Annotated in this window: 10 protein-coding genes; 5 read left to right on the forward strand and 5 right to left on the reverse strand. The window is 75.7% G+C overall.

The window, feature by feature from the left end:
* Positions 1 to 55: 55 nt before the first annotated feature.
* Positions 56 to 2,383, reverse strand: a complete 2,328-nt coding sequence (locus tag ACQP2P_RS14295) for a beta-glucosidase family protein (protein WP_433616308.1) — start codon at positions 2,381 to 2,383, stop codon at positions 56 to 58.
* A 269-nt stretch (positions 2,384 to 2,652) separates the two neighbouring features.
* Here ACQP2P_RS14295 and ACQP2P_RS14300 point away from each other — a divergent pair, with 269 nt between their 5' ends.
* The 5 genes from ACQP2P_RS14300 to ACQP2P_RS14320 are packed head-to-tail and all read left to right on the forward strand — an operon-like array spanning position 2,653 to position 10,484.
* Positions 2,653 to 4,329 (forward strand): hypothetical protein, encoded by a 1,677-nt coding sequence (locus tag ACQP2P_RS14300; protein WP_433616310.1) that lies wholly within the window; start codon positions 2,653 to 2,655, stop codon positions 4,327 to 4,329.
* Between the two features lie 13 nt (positions 4,330 to 4,342).
* Positions 4,343 to 5,341, forward strand: a complete 999-nt coding sequence (locus tag ACQP2P_RS14305) for an ABC transporter permease (protein WP_433616312.1) — start codon at positions 4,343 to 4,345, stop codon at positions 5,339 to 5,341.
* Complete coding sequence (locus ACQP2P_RS14310; RefSeq protein WP_433616314.1) at positions 5,331 to 6,263, forward strand: carbohydrate ABC transporter permease; 933 nt, start codon at positions 5,331 to 5,333, stop codon at positions 6,261 to 6,263. Before ACQP2P_RS14305 ends, ACQP2P_RS14310 begins: the two co-directional genes overlap by 11 nt.
* Before the next feature lie 4 nt (positions 6,264 to 6,267).
* Positions 6,268 to 8,148, forward strand: a complete 1,881-nt coding sequence (locus ACQP2P_RS14315; RefSeq protein ID WP_433616315.1) for a beta-galactosidase — start codon at positions 6,268 to 6,270, stop codon at positions 8,146 to 8,148.
* Positions 8,145 to 10,484, forward strand: a complete 2,340-nt coding sequence (locus ACQP2P_RS14320) for a glycosyl hydrolase family 95 catalytic domain-containing protein (RefSeq protein WP_433616317.1) — start codon at positions 8,145 to 8,147, stop codon at positions 10,482 to 10,484. The genes ACQP2P_RS14315 and ACQP2P_RS14320 overlap by 4 nt, the downstream gene beginning before the upstream one ends.
* Here ACQP2P_RS14320 and ACQP2P_RS14325 read toward each other — a convergent pair.
* The 4 genes from ACQP2P_RS14325 to ACQP2P_RS14340 all read right to left on the reverse strand — a co-directional run bounded on the left by ACQP2P_RS14325 (position 10,472) and on the right by ACQP2P_RS14340 (position 18,782).
* The gene (locus ACQP2P_RS14325) at positions 10,472 to 11,020 is read right to left on the reverse strand and encodes a snapalysin family zinc-dependent metalloprotease (RefSeq protein ID WP_433616318.1); all 549 of its coding nucleotides are present in this window, start codon (positions 11,018 to 11,020) and stop codon (positions 10,472 to 10,474) included. The genes ACQP2P_RS14320 and ACQP2P_RS14325 overlap by 13 nt on opposite strands.
* 82 nt (positions 11,021 to 11,102) lie before the next feature.
* Positions 11,103 to 12,698 (reverse strand): mucoidy inhibitor MuiA family protein, encoded by a 1,596-nt coding sequence (locus tag ACQP2P_RS14330; protein ID WP_433616320.1) that lies wholly within the window; start codon positions 12,696 to 12,698, stop codon positions 11,103 to 11,105.
* 109 nt (positions 12,699 to 12,807) lie between these two features.
* Complete coding sequence (locus ACQP2P_RS14335; protein WP_433616322.1) at positions 12,808 to 15,771, reverse strand: hypothetical protein; 2,964 nt, start codon at positions 15,769 to 15,771, stop codon at positions 12,808 to 12,810.
* Positions 15,768 to 18,782, reverse strand: coding sequence for an FtsX-like permease family protein (locus ACQP2P_RS14340; protein WP_433616324.1), 3,015 nt, complete (start codon positions 18,780 to 18,782; stop codon positions 15,768 to 15,770). Before ACQP2P_RS14340 ends, ACQP2P_RS14335 begins: the two co-directional genes overlap by 4 nt.
* Positions 18,783 to 18,788: the final 6 nt, after the last annotated feature.

Raw genomic sequence — 18,788 nt, forward strand, 5'->3', positions numbered from 1 at the left:
ATCGAGGCGGACGACGGCGTGCAGCGGCTGCCGGGTCTGGGCTGACCGGCCGCGCTCACACGGTTGTGGTGGACGTGGACTTCGACGTGGCCTTCGACGTGGACTCGGACGCGGACACGGTGAAGGTGACGGGGCCGGCCGGGCCGTTGAGGCGGCCCTCGTGCCAGTACGACAGCACCCACGAGGGGATCGGCAGGCGCAGCTCGCTCGTCTCGCCCGGTTCGAGGGTCACGCGTTCGAAGGCCACCAGGCGGCGGGCGGGGGCCCGCACCGGCCAGTCGTGCGGGGTGGCGTACACCTGCACGACCTCGTCGCCGGGGACGTCGCCGGTGTTGGTGACCGTGACGGCGGCCAGCCACCCGTCGTCCTCGCGGCACACCGTCAGCGGGCCGTAGCCGAAGGTCGTGTACGACAGGCCGTGGCCGAACGGGAACAGGGGGGTGCCGCGGTGGTACTGGTACGTCCACCCCGACCCGATGACGTCGTGGTCCAGCGGCGCCGGCAGCTCGGTCCCGGCGCCGTACCAGGTCTGCGGCAGCCGGCCGCCCGGGTTGTTCGCGCCGAGCAGCGTGTCGGCCACCGCGTTGCCCTGCTCCTGGCCGGCGTGCGCGGTCCACAGGATCGCGGGCACGTGCGCCGCGGCCCAGTCGATCGCGTACGGGTAGCTCGACACGAGCACCAGCACCGTGTCCGGGTTCGCGGCCACCACCGCGCGCAGCAGCCGCTCCTGGTCCGCGGGCAGGGCCAGCCCGTCGCGGTCGACGGTCTCGCGGCCGTTGATGTGCGGGTCGTTGCCGAGCACCACGATCGCCCGGTCGGCGGCGCGGGCGGCGGCGGCCGCCTCGGCCGGCCCGTCCGCGACCCGCTCCAGGCGCAGCCCGAGATCCGGGGCGTCGGCGTCGGCGATCAGCGACGCCGAGACGTATCGGCCGGAGGCGTCGTTGCGCAGCGAGTGCTCCAGCCGCCACAGCTCGCGCACCGTCCAGCCGTCCGGCGTCGCGGCGGTCACCGACAGGACCCCGTCGTCGCCGGCCGTCAGATAGCCGTGATCCAGGCAGCGCAGGGTGTGCACCGGCGAAGGGCACTGCACGCTGGTGCCCCAGTCCTGGTGCGCGAAGACGGCCCCGGGCCCCTCGGCCAGCGACAGTGAGCCGTCCGGGGCGGCGTGCACGTGCCGGCCGTCGGCGGCGACGAGGCGGACCAGGTCCACGCCCTCGGCGGCGGTGACCCGGTCCGGGCCGAGCCGGTCGCGCAGGGCGGCCTCGATGGTCACGGCGTAGGGCAGGGTGCCGCTGTACCAGTCCCGCAGCACGCGCCCGCCGAGCGGCCCGATCACGGCGACGCTCGCGTCACGCAACGGCAGCGCCCCGCCCTCGTTGCGCAGCAGCACCATCGCCGAGCGCGCGGCGCGGGCCGCGAGCCGGTTGTGCGCCTCGCACGCGATCACGTCGCGGCGGGTGCCCGCGTAGGGGTCGCGCGCCGGGTCGAACTCACCGGTGCTCGCCCGCAGGGCCAGGAGCCGGCCCACGGCCGCGTCGATGTCGGCCTCGGTGATGAGCCCCCGGGCCAGCGCCTCGGTGAAGCGCTCGATCGTCGGCGCCGGGTCCGGGCCGTTGTCGGTGTAGCTGTCCACGCCGGCGCGCAGGGCGGCCGCGTGCGACTCCGCGTGCGTGGCGAAATACCGCTGGCTCGTCACGAGGTTCGAGGGGGCCTGGGCGTCGGAGCAGATGACCACGCCGGGCCGGGCCGCGCGCAACGCCCGGCCCAGCAGCGGGTGCACGTGGTTCGGCACGCCGTTGACGAGGTTGTAGGCGGGCATGACCCCGGCCACGACCCCGGCCCGCAGCGGTTCCAGGAAGACCGGGAGCTCGTACTCGTACAACACCCGCTCCGGCACGGTCACGTCCACGACGTCGCGCCCGGTCTCGACGTTGTAGGCGAGGAAGTGCTTGAGCACGGGGGCCGTGCGCCACACGTCGGGGTGGCGGCCGCGCAGGCCCGTGCAGTAGGCGATCGCGAGCTCGGCCGTCGCGAGCGGGTCCTCGCTGTAGCCCTCCTCGTTGCGGCCCCAGCGCGGGTCCCGCAGCGGGTTGACCACCGGCGACCAGACGTTGAGCGAGGCCGGCTCGGTGCCCTCGGGCGGGTCGTGGCGGTAGGCCCGGACCTCGGTCGCGGCCGCCTCGGCCACGGCGGTCAGCAGCGCCCGGTCCCAGGTCGCGCCGAGCCCGACGGCCTGCGGGAAGACGGTCGCCCGGCCGAGCCAGGCCGCGCCGTGCAGCGCCTCGCACCCGGTGTGGAACGCGGCCAGCCCGAGCCGCGGCACGGCCGGCTGCGACTGGTGCAGCATCGCGATCTTCTCGGCCACCGTCAGCTTCTCCAGCACGCGGAACCCCCTCGACGACACAGGCCTCGGCGGCCGGTTCGAAGCGCTTCGATGATGGGGAAGCGCCCGATTCCTGTCAAGGCGGCGTGAACCTTTCACGCGGTGAAGACGGTGTTGCACCAGGCCGGCGGTGAACGCCCTCGATGTCCTTGTCGGGGATCCATCGATGTCCTAGGGTCTGTGCCTCGAAGCGCTTCGACACCCCTTTCGAAACTTCGCAGCGCCCACCGTCCGCGTGCACGCTCCCCTCCCCGAAGGGTGGTCCACCCATGGCAAGCCTGAGCCGGCGCGGCCTGCTCGCGTCCGTCGCCATCATCGCCGCGACCCCGTTGCTGGACGCCTGCGGGCGCCCGAAGGACAAGCAGGAGGGCACCACCAGCCAGGACGACCTGAGCAAGGCGCTGCCGTCCCACGTGCCCAACAGCTCGGTCAAGCCCGACATCCCGGTCGTCGGCGGGGCCAACGGCGCCACGACCGACCCGGCCTTCCTGAGCTACCCGCCCAACCCGCCGAAGTCGGTCACCGGGGCCGTCGGCTCGGGCGGGTCGTACACGGCGATGACCCCGCTGTGGGGCTCCATCCCGCCCTCCAGCGGCAACGTGTACTACGACACGGTCAACAAGGCCCTCGGCGCCACGCTCAAGATGCAGCCGGCCGACGGCAACACCTACGGCGACCTGCTGCCGCCGCTGTTCGCCTCGGACAAGCTGCCGGACTGGATCAACATCCCGAGCTGGAACACCCCCAGGCTGAGCTTCGGCGACGCGGTCGGGGCCAAGTTCGCCGACCTGACGCCCTACCTGGCCGGGGACAGGATCAGGCAGTACCCGAACCTCGCGGCGCTCTCGCCCAACGCCTGGATCTCCGGGGTGTGGAACGGCAAGCTCTACGGCCTGCCGATCTACTCCTCCAACGCGGTCGTCGCCGGCTGCTACTTCTACCGCAAGGACCTCTTCGACAAGGCCGGCGCCTCGCCCGACGTCAAGAGCCTGGCCGACCTCGAGGCCCTCGGCAAGCAGCTCACCAACGCCCAGGCCGGCGTGTGGGCGTTCGACGACCTCTTCGGCAGCGACGCGGCCTACATCAACCAGCTCTTCGAGTTCGGCAGCGGCAGCTACCCGTGGAAGCTGGACTCCGCAGGCAAGCTGCAGCACCGGTACGAGTCCGAGGGCATCGTCGAGGCGCTGAACTGGCACGCCAAGATGGTCAAGGCCGGCTACATGCACCCGGACGCGGTGGCCAACAACAGCCAGAACGCCAAGCAGCGCTTCTGGTCGGGCAAGGTCGCGATCTGTGCGGACGGCACCGGAGCCTGGGCCGGCGACGACCAGCGGTCCGGCTCCGCGGCCGACCCGAACTACAACCGGCAGGCGTTCAAGCTGTTCAACGCCAAGGGCACCGACCCGAAGATCGAGCTGGGCAACGGCGCCGGGATGTTCAGCTACCTGAACAAGAAGCTCAGCGACGCGCAGATCAAGGAACTGCTCAACGTCGCCAACTATCTGGCCGCGCCCTACGGCTCGGCCGAGTGGCTCACGGTGAACTTCGGCGCCCCCGGCACCGATTTCACCATGCAGGACGACAACCCGCTGCTGACCGAGCAGGGCAGCAAGGAGGTCGCGACGACCTACCAGTTCCTGGCCGGCCCGGCCACGGCCGTCACCGTGCAGTCCGGCGCCACCCAGGTCGTCAAGGACTACGCGGCGTGGCAGGCGGAGATGGTCAAGCACGTCTACAAGCCGCTGTTCTACGGCATGAACGTCTCGGAGCCGACCCGGTTCGCGTCGCTCGGCCAGCCGATGATCGACACGATCATCGACGTGAAGCTCGGCCGCAAGCCGATCTCGGCGTGGACCGAGGCGGTCGGCAACTGGCGCAAACAGGGCGGCGACGACCTGCGCAAGTTCTACGACGGCATCCGCGAGCAGTACGGCACCGGCAAGTGAGCACGGACGTCCGGTGACCGCGACGACTTCCGCGAAGACGGCGTCGCCGGCCGGGCAGGCCGGCGGCGCCGCCGCGCCCCGGCCCCGGCCCCGGCGCTGGCGCTGGCGCATCCGCCTGCGCCGCGACCGCTCGCTGCTGCTCATGACCGTCCCGGCGGTCCTGCTGCTCGCCGTGTTCGCCTACGCGCCGATGGTCGGCCTGGTCACCGCGTTCCAGGACTACGACATCTACAGCGGGTTCCGGTACAGCGAGTGGGTCGGCACCGCCAACTTCGAGCGCCTGTTCACCGACGCGATCTTCTGGCACGCGCTCGAGAACACCCTGGTGATCAGCGCCGTGCAGCTGGTGCTGTACTTCCCGGTCCCGATCGCGCTCGCCCTGCTGTGCAACGAGGTCATGAACGCCCGGGTCCGCTCGTTCGTGCAGTCGGTGGTGTACCTGCCGCACTTCTTCTCCTGGGTGCTGGTCGTCACCGTGTTCCAGGAGATGCTCGGCGGCGCCGGCGCGCTCAACACCTTCCTGCGCCGGCACGGCTGGGAGACCTGGGACATCATGACCAACGCGGACGCCTTCAAGTACCTGGTCACCGCCCAGGCCGTGTGGAAGGAGGCCGGCTGGGGCATCATCGTCTTCCTCGCCGCGCTGGCCGCCATCGACCAGAGCCTGTACGAGGCGGCGGCCGCCGACGGGGCCGGCAAGTGGCGGCGGCTGTGGCACATCACGCTGCCGGGCATGCGCGGCGTCATCGTGCTCATGCTCGTGCTGCGGCTGGGCAACGCGCTGACCGTCGGCTTCGAGCAGATGCTCATCCAGCGCCAGGCCGTCGGCCGGGACGCCTCCGAGGTGCTCGACACGTTCGCCTACTACTACGGCGTCGTCAACAACAACTTCAGCTACGGCGCGGCCGCCGGCCTGTTCAAGGGGGTCCTGTCCCTCGTGCTGGTGCTCGCCGCGAACAAGCTCGCGCACGCCTTCGGCGAGGATGGGTTGTACCGCAGAGATGACCGCTGACATCGCACGCCCCCGGCGCAGGCACCACGGCCCGGCCTGGCAGGAGCGCACCGGCCCGGTCGGCCAGGGCGTCAAGGGGATCACCCTCGTCGTCGTGTGCGTGCTCATCCTGCTGCCGCTGTGGACGATCGTGCTCACCAGCCTCTCGACCCAGGCCGCGATCAACGAGGCCGGCGGGCTGGTGACCGTCCCCGGGGAGCTGACCCTGGAGGCGTACCGCCAGATCTTCACCAACCAGCTCGTCACCCACTCGCTGCTGGTGAGCCTCGCGATCACCGTCGTCGGCACCGCCCTGTCGATGGCGGTGACGGTGCTGTGCGCCTACGGGCTGTCCCGGCGCGGCTCGTTCGGCCACCGGATCATCCTGCTGTTCCTGGTCGTCACGATGTTCTTCAGCGGCGGCCTGATCCCGACGTTCCTCGTGGTCACGGCGCTGGGCGGCTACGGGCAGTACTGGACGATGATCCTGCCGGCGGCCGTGTCGGTGTTCAACATCCTCGTGATGCGCGGCTTCTTCAGCAGCACCGCGCCGGAGCTGCTCGACGCCGCCCGGATGGACGGCGCGGGGGAGTGGCGCATCCTGTGGTCGGTGGTGCTGCCGACCTCGCGCGCGGTGCTGGCCGTCATCACCCTGTTCTACGCCGTGGGCTACTGGAACTCGTTCTTCAACGCGCTGCTCTACCTGCCCGACAACGGCAAGTGGCCGCTGCAGATGATCATGTATATGTACACGCTGCAGGGCTCCAGCATGCCCGGCTCGGGGACCACCGGCACCGGGCAGTACGCGGGGCACCAGCAGATCGCGACCCTCTCGCTGCAGATGGCGGTCGTCACCCTGACCCTCATCCCGATCCTGCTCGTCTACCCGTTGGTCCAGCGGCACTTCACCAAGGGCATGCTGGTCGGCGCGATCAAGGGCTGAGCCGGTGCCTGCGCTGGGCGACGCGACCCGCGGCCGGCTGCTGTTCGGCGGGGACTACAACCCCGAGCAGTGGCCGCCGGAGGTGTGGCCGCAGGACGTGCGGCTGATGCGGCAGGCCGGGGTGAACCTGGCGACCGTCGGCGTGTTCGCGTGGGCGGCGCTGGAGCCGGAGCCGGGCCGCCTCGAGTTCGGCTGGCTCGACACCGTGCTCGGGCTGCTGCACGACGGCGGGATCGGGGTGGCGCTGGCGACCCCGACCGCGTCGCCGCCGCCGTGGCTCGGCCACCGGCACCCGGACACGCTGCCGCAGGGGCCGGACGGGGTGCGCCGGCACTACGGCTCCCGCAACCACTACTGCCCGAGCGCGCCCGGGTACCGCCGGGCCGCGCTCGCGATCACCGAGGCGCTCGCGGACCGCTACGCCGCCCATCCGGCCCTGCGGCTGTGGCACATCGGCAACGAGTACGGCACCACCTGCCACTGCGGCCACTGCGCGCAGCGGTTCCGGGCCTGGCTGCGGGCCCGCTACGGCAGCCTCGACGCGCTCAACGCCGCCTGGGGCACCGCCGTGTGGGCGCAGCGCTACTCGGCCTGGGACGAGGTGACGCCGCCGCTCGTGGTGCAGTACATCGGCAACCCCACGCAGGACCTGGACTATCAGCGGTTCGGCTGCGACCTGCTGCTGGAGTGCTACACCGCCGAGCGCGACGCCGTGCGGGCCCGCAACCCGGCCGTGCCGGTCACGACGAACTTCATGGACTTCCACCGCCCCGTCGACGGCTGGCGCTGGGCCGCCGAGGAGGACTTCGTCTCCCTCGACACCTACCCGGACCCGAACGACCCCGACGCGGCCCTGCGCGCCGCGATGTCCAAGGACGTGATGCGCTCCCTCGGCGGCGGCCCCTGGCTGCTCATGGAGCAGTCGCCGGGCGCCGCGAGCTGGCGGGAGATCGCGACGCCGAAGCGGCCCGGCCTCAACCGGCTGTGGTCGCTGCAGGCGGTGGCCCGCGGCGCCGACGGGGTGCTGCACTTCCAGTGGCGCGCCTCCCGGCAGGGGCTCGAGCGGGCCCACGGCGCGCTGCTGCCGCACGCCGGGCCGGACTCGCGGGTCTTCCGCGAGGCGTGCGATCTCGGTGCCGCGCTGCGGGAGCTGTCCGGCGCGGACGGCCTGCTCGGCTCGCACGTCGCCGCGGACGTGGCGATCCTGCTCGACTGGGAGTCGTGGCGCGCGGCCGAGCTGCCGCACCAGCCGCACGCCGGGTTCCGCTACGTGGACCGCCTCACCGAGTACTACGCGCCGCTGTGGCGGGCCAACATCACCTGCGACTTCGCCCGCCCGGACGCGGACCTGTCCCGCTACAAGCTCGTGCTGGCGCCGAACCTGTACCAGGTGACGGAGCCGGTCGCCGATGCCGTCCGGTCCTATGTGGACGGCGGCGGGACGCTCGTGCTCGGGCCGTTCAGCGGCATCGCCGACGCCGACGAGCGGGTCCACCTCGGAGGGTGGCCCGGCCTGCTCATGGACGTCGTGGGCGTGCGGGTCGAGGAGCACTGGCCCCTCGACGCGCCCGTCGCGGTCGGCGACTTCACGGCGTCGGGCTGGGCGGAGTGGGCCGAACCCACCGCGGCGGAGGTGATCGCGTCCGCCCGGGGCGGCCCGCTCGACGGGCGGCCCCTGGTGTTCCGCAACGGCCGGGCCTGGTACGTCGCCACCGTCCCGGAGCCCGGCGCGCTCGCGCGGCTGCTCGCCCGGGTCTGCGCCGAGGCCGGGGTGCGCCCGGTGCTGGACGGCCTGCCGGCCGGGGTCGAGGCCGTGCGCCGCGGGAAGTTCGTGTTCCTGCTCGACCACGGCTCCGGCCGGGTGCAGATTCGGGCCGGGGCATGAGCGACCGGTACACCATCGCCCTGCACGCCCCGGCGGCGGAGTTCGAGGACGGGTTCCCGATCGGCAACGGCAGCCTGGGCGCGATGCTCTCCGGCCGCCCGGGCGTCGAGTCGGCCGACCTGAACGCCGACACGCTCTGGTCGGGCGGCCCGCTTGCCGTCCACAGTGGACCCGGGAAGTCCGCGGTCCTGCCCGAGCTGCGGCGGGCCGTCGCCGCGGGGGACCACGCGCGGGCCGAGGAGCTGGCCCGCGCGCTGCAGGGGACCGACTGGACCGAGTCCTACCAGCCGCTGGGCCGGCTCGAGTGGCGCTACGGCGACCATCGCGCGGTCGCGGGGTACCGCCGCCGTCTGGACCTCGCCGGGGCGGAGGCGGTGACCGAGTACGTCAGCGCCTCCGGCCCGGTCCGGCTCACCGCGTTCGCGTCCGCCCCCGACAGCGTGCTCGTGCTCACCGCGACCGGCCCCGGCGCCGGGCCGCGGGCGATCGCGCCGCGCCTGCACACCCCGCACCCGGGCATCGGCCCGGTCCGCGTCGCCGCCCCCGACTGTCTCGTGTGGACCGGCCGCGCCCCCGCCCACGTCGTGCCCAGCTACGTCGCGGACCACGAGCACCCGGTGGTGTACGCGGGCGACCGGCCCGACGCGGCCGGCTCGGTCGCGGCCGGCATGGGCTTCGCGGTCGCGGCCGCCGTCCGCCGCCACGGCGACGGGGCCCGCCTGCTGCTCGCCGCGGTGACCGGGTTCCGCGGCCCGGACCGCCGGCCCGGCGCCGACCTCGACGCGCTCGCCGCCGCGGCCGTGGCCCGCCTGGCCCGCGCCCTCGCCGTGCCGCCGGAGCGGCTGCGGGCGCGGCACGCCGAGGACCACCGGCGGCTGTTCGCCCGCGCCGACCTGGACCTGTCCGCCTCGCCCGGGGCCGCCCGCGCGGAGCGGCTGTTCCACCTCGGCCGCTACCTGCTCATCGCGAGCTCCCGCCCCGGCACGCAGCCCGCGAACCTGCAGGGCATCTGGAACGCCGACGTGCGCCCCGGCTGGAGCAGCAACTGGACGACGAACATCAACGCGCAGATGAACTACTGGGCGGCCGAGACCACCGGCCTGCCCGAGCTGCACGAGCCGCTGCTGGCGCTGGCCCGCGACCTGGCCGTGGCGGGCGAGCGCACCGCGGCCCGGCACTACGGTGCCCGCGGCGCGGCCGCGCACCACAACACCGACCTGTGGCGGTTCACCGCGCCGGTGCCGGGCGACCCGCAGTGGGCGAACTGGCCGTCGGCCCTGGCGTGGCTGTCCGCGCACGCCTGGGACCACCTCGCCTTCGGCGCCGGCCGCGACTTCGGCCGGGCGGTGGCCCTGCCGATCCTGCGGGCCGCCGTCCGCTTCACGCTCGACATGCTGGTCGACGACGGCCGCGGCGCGCTGGTCGTCAGCCCGTCGACGTCTCCGGAGCACCATTTCGCATTCGGTACCGATGGAGCGGCCGCCACCTCTTGGGGCTGCACGCTCGACCAGGAGCTCGCGCGGGAGGTGCTGACCCGGTTCACGGCGCTGTCGGCCCGCTGGCCCGTCCCGGCCGATGCGGCCCTGGCCCGGGAGGCGGCCACGGCGCTCGCGACCCTGCGCGCGGTCGGCACCGGCGCGGACGGGGCGCTGCTGGAGTGGTACGACGATCGCCCCCCGCGCGAGCCCGGCCATCGCCACCTTTCGCACCTGTACGGCCTCTACCCGGGCACCCGCATCACCGAGACGGGCACGCCGGCCGACTTCGCCGCGGCCCGCACGGCGCTGCGGACCCGCCTCGCGTCCGGCTCCGGCCACACCGGCTGGAGCCGCGCCTGGATCCTGTGCCTGGCCGCCCGCCTGCGCGACGCGCCCCTGGCCGAGTCCACGATCGCCGCGCTGCTGGACGAGCTCTGCTCGGCCTCGCTGCTGACCCTGCACCCGGACGCGGGCCGCCCGAGCGGCCGGATCTTCCAGGTCGACGGCAACCTGGGCGTGGTCGCGGGCCTGACCGAGCTGCTGGTCCAGAGCCACGACGGCGCCGTGTCACTGCTGCCCGCGCTGCCGCCGTCGTGGCCGTCGGGCTCGGTGCGCGGCATCCGCTGCCGCGGCGGCCACACGGCGTCGGTGACCTGGGCGGACGGGGCCCTGCTCGAGGCCGCGGTCGTCGCCGGGGCCAACGGTCCGCTGACCGTCGAGCTGGCGGGGTTCACCGACACCCCGGCGGGGGCGGCGGAGGTCGGCGGCGCGCCCGCGGGCCGGACCCGCCTGTGCTGGCCGGCCCGCGAGGGCGCCGAGTACCGGCTGCGGCGCCGACCGGTCGATCAGCCGATGTAGACGACCTCGGCGCCGTCGGCGGCCGGGGCCGCGGCCGGGGCGAAGCCCGCCGCGAAGTTGCGCTGGACCTGCGCGGCCTCGGCCGTGCTCGGGTTCGCGTTGGTGCAGGACACCGGCGCGCTGCTGCCCGACATCAGGTCGCCGCACAGGCCCGTGCGGTTGTCCGGCAGGCCCAGGATGTGGCCGAACTCGTGCGTGGCGATGCGCAGCTTGTAGTAGCCGTCGTTCACCGCCTCGCGGCCCATGTACCAGCGGCCGTTGCCCAGCGACGTGGTGTACGTGCGCGGCCAGCCGTTGTCCGCGTAGACCCGGATGTTCGGGGTCTGCCCGGCCGCGGCCTTCACCAGGCGCACGTTCGTCACCTTCGTGTTCCACAGGCTCGCGGCCTGGTCGACGACCGAGACGAACTCCTGGGCGGTGCTGGAGTCGTAGTACAGGGTGCGGGTGGCGGCGAACGCCGGGCCGCCGGTCACCAGCTGGACGCCGGCGAGGGCGGCCAGGGCCAGCAGCGCGGCGGCGAGCCTGCGTCTGAGCATCGGGTACCTCCTTGTGAGCGGGACCCGATCCACGCTATAGAGTTATCGACACCTATCGATACATGTCAAAGGGCTCATACCACTACTCGCGCCAGCCGGACAGCTCGATGCCCTTGCCGGTCTCGACGCGGTAGCCGAGCCTCAGGACGTACTGCTGACCCTCCGCCAGCACGGCGCGCCAGGTGAGCACGCCCAGCTCGGTGCGTTCGGCCGGCGCCGGCTCGACCGCGGTCTCGCGCACGGTGATGGCGTCGTGGCGGCTCACCGGCAGCTGGTCGAGCACGGTCAGGCGGATCTCGCGGCCGGTGTAGTTCGCGATCGTGGTGCGGTACTCGACCTCGCGCCGGCGGCTCGAACCCAGCGTCGCCTTCGTCGCAATCCGCCTCGTGAGCTCGCGCTCGACCCGCACCCGGTCGTCGAGGCCCAGCGCCAGCTCGATCTCCTCGCCGGGCGCCCAGGTCTGCAGCGCGGTCCGGCTGACGAAGTCGGCCTCGTGGAAGATCGCCGCCGGGCCGGGCGGGAACGTGTGGCCGGACGAGTTGGTCGCCACGGCCCGCAGGTGTACGTCGGTGGAGCCCGCCGGCGCCGTGACGTAGTCGAGCCGCGCGGCCAGGTTCAGCACCGAGATCGTGGCGCGGGCGGTGGTGCCGTCGGCGGGCACGGCGACGGGGCGCGCGGGGCGGTAGGTGGCCGCGGTCGCGCCCTCCTCGGCCCGCGCCTGACCCAGCCCCATCGGGGCGGCCAGGTCCAGCGCCGCCTCCAGCATCGCCGGCTGCGCCTTGGGCATGGCGGCCATCGGCGCGGGCGGGGGGCCACCGGGCGCCCCGCCGAAGGACCGCGACGCGTAGACCGGGGGCGGCGGCGGCAGGAACGGGTCGAGATACCACGGCGACAGCTCGGGAATCGTGGCCGTGCCCGAGGTGCGGGCGGTCGACAGGGCGAGCTCGCACTCGGGCCAGTCCTCGCCGGTGCTCTGCTCGACCAGCCCGAACCAGCTCAGCTGGAGGGTGTCGCCGGTGAGGCGCACGTCGTACGTCGAGCGCCACCCGGCCCCGGACACCTGGTAGGACACGTCGAGCTCGACGGCGCCGGGCTCGGAGACGGCGAGCGCGACCGAGGCGTAGTGCGCGTCCGGCTCCCGCTTGCCGTCCAGGTCGCGCAGCTGCCGGTCGAGCGCCGCGATCCGGTCGCTCACCTCGGTGCGGCGGCGCTGCAGCTCGCGGATGCCGGCCAGCACCGAGGCCAGCTCGCCGCCCATGGTCGCGGAGAACGCGGTCACCGACTCGGCCGCGGCGTCCCCGCCGGCGAGGGCCCGGGCGTAGGCGCCGGTGGCCCGCTCGCCGAGGGCGATCAGGAAGGCCTGGCGCTGGCGCAGGACCGTCTCGGCGTCCTCGATCTCGTCGGACTCCGCGGTCAGGCGGCGGCGCTGCTCGGTCACCGCGGCGACGGTCGTGTCGGACGGCCGGTCCCGGCGGCGCAGCACGAGGTCGACGCCGAGCACGGTCGCGGGTCCGCGCCCGCTGACCCGGATCGAGTCGGCGTCGAGGCGCAGCGGCAGCGGCCCGACTTCGACGACCTGGTCGCCGGCCTCGAGCGTGGTGCGGCCCCGGCGCGTGACCCGGGCCTGCGAGGGGTACACGGTCACCGCGACGATGGCGGCGTCGATCGAGTTCTGCACGCAGCGCACGGTAACCCATGGACTCCACCCGGGCCCGGCGAACCGCGCGGAAGGGTCAGGAGGCGGTGACGCCGTGGGCGCTCGCGGCCCGGGAGCGCGACGCCTGCCCTCACGAGCGCCGGGCCGCTACGAGCGACAGCAGGGCGGTGCTCGCCAGCCACGTCAGCGGCAGCGCCAGGGTGGCCGGCCAGCGCGGCAGGGGCAGCGACGGCAGCTCGGACGCCGCGCCGAACACCGGCAGCGACCAGCCCGTCAGGCGCCACACGGCCAGGGACGCGGCGAGGCCGAGCAGGCCCGCGGCGAGCACCAGCGCCGGATACGTCCACAGCGCCGCCGGCCGCAGCGCCGCGCGGCTCAGGCCCTGGGTGCGCAGCGCCTCGCGGTCGGCCGCGCGGGCCGGGCGGTCCACGGCGGTGATCATCGTGATGCCGCCCGCGGCCAGCAGGACCGCCAGGGCGCCGGTGAGCAGGTGGAACCACAGGGCCAGGGCCGGCCCCTCGCCGTCGAGGCGGGCGCGGACCGAGGCGGCGCTGCGCTCGCCGGTCACGATGAGTCCCTGGCCGGTCAGGCGGTCCAGCGCGTCGGGCGGCGCCGCGGCGGACAGCCACACCTGCGGCTCCAGGGCGCCGCCACCGTCGGAGGAGACGCGGTCGGCGTACTCGAGGTCGACCAGCGCGCCGAACGAACCGACGCGCGGGAGGGCCTCGGCGCGGCCCACCGGGCGCACGTCGGTCGGGCGGCCGTCGATGCCGGCGAGGCGCTGGGGGAGCGGTACCGTCGCCAGGGCCGGCAGCGGGTAGGGCGCGTCGGCCGGCTGGAACCACGCCCCGTCGGTCAGCACCCCGCTGACCGTGAAGCGCAGCCCCTCCCCGGTGGCGGTGAGGGTGCCGCCGGTGGCCCGCCAATGGGCGGCGTCGGCCAGGTCCGCGGCCGCCGCGGACAGCCCGCGCAGGGTCACGGTCGCGTTGATCGCGGCCCCGCCGATGCGGTCGGAGCTGAGGCGCAGCGCGGCCAGCCGGCAGCCGTCGGTGCACACGGCGTCGGCGCGGCTGAGGGTGTACGGCCCCGAGGCCACCGCCCCCAGGTCGAGCACGGCCGACCCGCGCCCGGTCACCGACTCCAGCACCGCCTTGATCCGCACGGGCTCGTCGCCCTGGCTGGTCACGTCTACGTCGAAGCGCACGACCTTGCCGTCCAGGACCACCGGTTCGCGGGCCGGTGGGTGCAGCAGGGCGGGGACGCGGGCGGGGTCGACGTCGCCGTACTGCGGCAGCCACGGCACGACGGCCGGCACCCGCGCGGCGTCCACGGCGAGCTTGGCCGGCTCCCCGGGCGCCCCGGGCGGCAGCTGCGCGACGGCCATGGCCCAGCGCCCGCCCGGGTCGGCCTGGCGCACCGCGTGCAGGAGCTGCTGGCGGGTCACCGGCCCGACGTCGAGCACCCGCGTGGCCCCGGTGCCGATGCGCGCGGCCAGGTCCCGGTCCTGCGCGGCGACGTCGGTGGCGCTCACGGCGTATCCGAGCACCGCCACCGCGGTGATGAGCAGCAGCAGCATCCGCTGCGCCGCGGGGCGCCGGCCGGCCTGCAGCGCGGCGAGCGCGAGCCCGAGCCGGCCCCGGCGCAGCGCCGAGCGGCCCAGCGCCCGCGCGGCCGGGGCGAGCAGCCGCGCGCAGGCGACCGCGAGCGCGGCGATGCACAGCGCCGGGGCCAGCAGCCCGACGCCGTCGAGGCGGCCCTCGGTGGTGAACAGCTGCACGAGCGCGGCGGCGGCGAGCACCGCCACGACGACGGCGGAGCGCCAGCCCAGCGAGGTGCGGACCCGGACCCGGCGCAGCAGGTCGGCGACGGGCCCGGCGAGGTGGCGGCGCTGGGCCACGACCGCGACGGCGATCGCGCCCAGGGCGGTCAGCGCGGCGATGCCGGCGGCGCCCGGGTCGGCCAGGCCGAGGGAGAACGCGACGCCCGGCAGCCGCCAGCCCACGAGCGCGGCCACGACGAGGCGGCCGGCGACGAGCCCGGCGACGGCCCCGGCGAGGATGGCGGCGACGGGCTCCCCGATGGCGAGCAGGAGCCGCTGCCACCAGCGGGTGCCGCGCAGCGCGACGACGGCGAGCTCCGGGCGGCGGCCCTCGGACCCGTAGTCGACGGCGAGGTACAGCGCCAGATAGGCGAGCAGGAGCAGCGGCGCGGCCCCGGCGGGCACGCTGCGGCGGGCCAGGTCCTGGCTCTGCTGCACGCGGTCGATCAGCCCCGGCAGGCCGGTGGTGACCTGGTATTCGCCGCCGACCGCCCTGGCCCGCTGCCGCAGCTGCTCGACGCGCTCCCGCAGCGGCCCGAGCGCGTCGAACACGCCCGGGTCGGCGGTCGCGTCGAGGGAGACCTCGGCCCGGTGCGGCTGGAGCCGCTCGACGGTGGCCGCGTTGGTGAAGACCGGCTCGGCGGCGCGGCCGGTGGCGTCGGCGGTGAAGTACTTGTGGCTGCCCCAGTACTGCTCCGACGGCGAGACCGGCCGGTAGACGCCGGCGACGACGACCTCGCTCGCGGGCCCGTCCGGTTCGAACATGGCCATCCCGGAGAGCGAGTTCGGCACGAGCCGGGCGTAGCACAGGGTGAGCTGCGACCCCGCCCCGAGCCCGAGCCGCTTCGCGGTCTGCTCGCCGAGCACGATCTCGCCCGCGCCCACGAGACAGCGCCCCGACACCATCGCCAGGTGCGCGCACACGTCCTGCCGGAAGACCATGTGCGAGCTGCCGTTGCCGTCGGTGTCCAGGCCGAGGACCGGGTAGCGCACCGCGTACACGTGTGTGAACCCGGGCTGGTCCAGCAGCGCCCCGGCGACGCTGTCGAAGTCGATGCTCTGCGCGGTGCCGCGCACGTCGGCCTCGGAGGTGACGGTGATCGCGCGCTCGCCGGGCGTGGCCGCGGCGACCTCGCCCCGGGCCACGGCCACGTCGACGGCGGCGAGGTAGGCGGGCACGGCCACGGTCGCGCCGACCCCGAGCACGGTGAGCAGCAGCAGCGCGACCGCCTGGCCGCGGCGGGTGCGCAGCATCGCCAGGACGAGGGAGATCATCGGCCGGCCCCCGGCCGCCCGCCGGGGCGGCCCAGCAGCGCCGGCCCGGAGGCGACGGCGAGCACGGCCAGGGCGGCGAGCCCGGCGAGGCCCAGCGCGCCCGGGCGCAGGGCGGGCGGCGGCGCGGTGAGATGCCAGTCGTCGACGAACGCGGCGACCGGCGCGTCGATCGCCCACCCGGCGAACGCGGCCGCGGCCAGCCCGCCGAGCGTGCCGAGCACGAGCAGCGCGGCCTGCCCGCCGGCCGCGGCCGTGACCGTGGCCCGCGCCGGCACGCCCTGCACCCGCATGGCCCGCACCTCGCCCGCGCGCACCCGGCGCTCGACCGACACCGCGGCCGCGGCGGCGACGGCGGCCAGCAGCAGCCCGGCGACCGCCGAGAGCAGCCGGAACCGGCCCGCGAACGCGGTGCCCTGCTCGGCCAGGCGGGCGCGGTGCCGGGCCGCGGTCTCGGAGCCGACGACCTCCACCCCGGCCGCGGCGAGCCGGTCGGCGATCGCGGCCGCCCGCGCCGCGGTGACGCCCGCGGCCAGCCACACCTGCAGCGTGCCGGTGCTCGCCGGGGCGGGCAGCGCGCGCTGCACGGCGTCGAGGTCGAGCACGAGCCCGGCGCCGCCGAGCACGGGCAGCACGGGCCGGCGGGCGGCGATGCGCAGCGGCTGGGCGGGCGAGCCGAACGGCGACACGGTGGGCTCGCCCGAGGCCCAGCCGCGGGGCGGGTCCCCGGCGAGCACGGCCGGGATCGGCAGCGCGCCGTCGACGACGTACGCGCCGGTGTCCGGCCGCGCCTGCGAGGTCCCCTCCGCGGGCGGCGGCGGCATGCGCAGCGTCAGCGCGCCGTCGGACGGGGCCACCACGATGCCGGGCCCGGTGAGCACGGCGCGCCACCGCCGCGGGTCGCCGAGCCGGTCCGCGTCGAGCACGGGCGCGCTCGCGCCGGTCTGGCGCAGCGACCGTACCGTCAGCGCCGAGGCGGCCGCGGGCACCGCCGGCTTGCCGTCCTCGTCGCCCGGCCCGGCCAGCGCCAGCGCCACGATCCGGCAGCCGGGCGCCCCGCAGCCGGCCAGCGGCGCGCTCGCCTCGTGCTCGCCGGGGGCGAACGGCCCGAGGATCACGTTCACGGCCGCGCCGGTGCCGGTGCTGGACAGCTGCACGACCAGCCGCAGCGGGCCGGGGGAGTCGTTGCGCGCGGCCAGGGTGAGGCCGGTGGCCTCGACCGGGGGCAGCTCGCCGGCCCGGCCCGGGGCGAGGACCGCGGCGGTCTCGGCGGGCAGCGCGCCGGCGCCGCGGGTGACGGCGGCGAGGCGGGACGCGTCCACGGCGAGCACGGGCGGGTCGGTGGTGTCGTCGAGCGCGACCGCCATGGCGTCCCGGCCGCCGGGGTCGGCCAGCCGTACCGCCCGCAGCAGCGTCGTGTGGCTGGCCGCCCGCACCGTCAGCACGCGCTCGGCCCCCAGCTCCACCGCGGTGCGGTCGGCGCGCGCGTCGCGCCCGGCGAGCAGGTCCCCGCCCGCGAGCCCGAGCAGCGCCACGGCCACGGCCACGAGCGCGAAGATGCGGTCGATGCCGGGGCGGCGGTGGTACTGCAGCGCGGCGAGCGCCGCCGGCACCCGCCCGGCCCGCAGCGCCGCGCGCCCGGCCCGCCCCGCGAGCGCGGTGACCAGCCGGGCGAGGAGGGTCGCGGCGGCCAGGGCCAGCAGCACCGGGGCGATCACGGCGAACCCGGACGGTACGGCCGCCCGCTCCTGCGAGCGCACCTGGACCAGCGCCGCGACGGCTCCGGCCACGAGCAGCAGGTCGAACAGGGCCGCCCCGCGCCGCCCGGGCGCCGGGGTGCGGCGCAGCAGCTCGGCCACCGGGGTGCGCAGCAGCGGCAGGTCGGCGAGCACGAGCAGGGCGAGGCCGGCCGCGACGGCGACGGCGGCGGCGATCCCGGCCGGGGCGTAGGCGCGCACCGGGGCCGGCGCGCCCGCGGCCAGCCGGGCCGCGGCCCAGCCCAGCGCGAGCCCGGCGGGCACGGCGGCGAGCATCGGCAGCAGCTGCTGCCACACCGTGAGCAGCACGGTGCGGGCGCGGGTGGCCCCGCGCAGCTGCAGCAGGGCGTAGTCGGGGCGGCGGTCCTGCGCGGTGTACCGCCCGACGATCCCGAGCGCCAGGGCGCACAGCACGAGGGCCTGCACCCAGCCGGCGAGCACCCCGCGCCGGGTCGCCGCCCGGTCGCCGGAGACCTGGGCCAGCAGCGCGTCCGGCGGGGCGGTGACGTCGAACCCGGCCGACTTGAGCGCGTACGCGGTCGCCTCGAAGCCGTCCTCGAGCAGCGTCGGCGGGGCCGGCACGGTGTAGACGGCGGTGGGTGCGGCGAGCATCCCGGTGAACGCGCCGATCGGCAGGAACACGGGGTCGACGGTCTCCTCGCCGGCGGCGATGCGCCCGGGCGCGAACGAGGGGTCGGCCCACCAGTCGCCGCCGGGGTCGGCGCGGTCGTAGAGCCCGACGATCCGCACCGTCAGCGGCACGCCCGCGCCGGTCAGCTGGGTCCGCAGCTCGATCTCGCCGCCGACCGGCCGGCCGAGCGTCTTGGCGGCGGCGCGGCTCACGACGGCCTCGCCGGGCGCGGCCGGGCAGGCGCCGTCGATGCGCATGTGGTCGCAGGCGTTGTCGCGGTACGCCAGCGGCACCATCTTCCCGAGCCCGTCGACCCGTGCGATGAGCGTCTGGGTCAGCCCGAGCGAGACCGGCCCGTGATGCGGGGGCAGCACCGCGGCGGCCGCGCGCCGGAAGTCCGCGAGCGCGGCCGCCGGGTCGGAGCCGGTCGCCACGGGCCGGCGCACCGACAGCAGCCGGTCGGCCGCGGTGGTCCCGGCGAGGTCGGCGGCGGTGGTGCGCTGGGCGGCCGCGGCGTCGAACAGCGGCCCGGCGGCGGCGACGGCGACGAACAGCGCGGCGAGCGCGAACACGGCGAGGCTCTGCGCACCCCTGCGCCGCAGGGCGCCGAACACCAGACGCAGCATCGCGCG

Origin of the sequence: Dactylosporangium sp. CA-139114 (assembly GCF_050955725.1) — a bacterium.
Lineage (GTDB): Bacteria > Actinomycetota > Actinomycetes > Mycobacteriales > Micromonosporaceae > Dactylosporangium.

Bases quoted from the DNA above. Each gene is read 5' to 3' on its own strand.
- ACQP2P_RS14300 (WP_433616310.1), top strand. From the start codon at position 2,653: ATGGCAAGCCTGAGCCGGCGCGGCCTGCTCGCGTCCGTCGCCATCATC.
- ACQP2P_RS14310 (WP_433616314.1), top strand. From the start codon at position 5,331: ATGACCGCTGACATCGCACGCCCCCGGCGCAGGCACCACGGCCCGGCC.
- ACQP2P_RS14320 (WP_433616317.1), top strand. From the start codon at position 8,145: ATGAGCGACCGGTACACCATCGCCCTGCACGCCCCGGCGGCGGAGTTC.
- ACQP2P_RS14325 (WP_433616318.1), bottom strand. From the start codon at position 11,020: ATGCTCAGACGCAGGCTCGCCGCCGCGCTGCTGGCCCTGGCCGCCCTC.
- ACQP2P_RS14335 (WP_433616322.1), bottom strand. From the start codon at position 15,771: ATGATCTCCCTCGTCCTGGCGATGCTGCGCACCCGCCGCGGCCAGGCG.
- ACQP2P_RS14340 (WP_433616324.1), bottom strand. From the start codon at position 18,782: ATGCTGCGTCTGGTGTTCGGCGCCCTGCGGCGCAGGGGTGCGCAGAGC.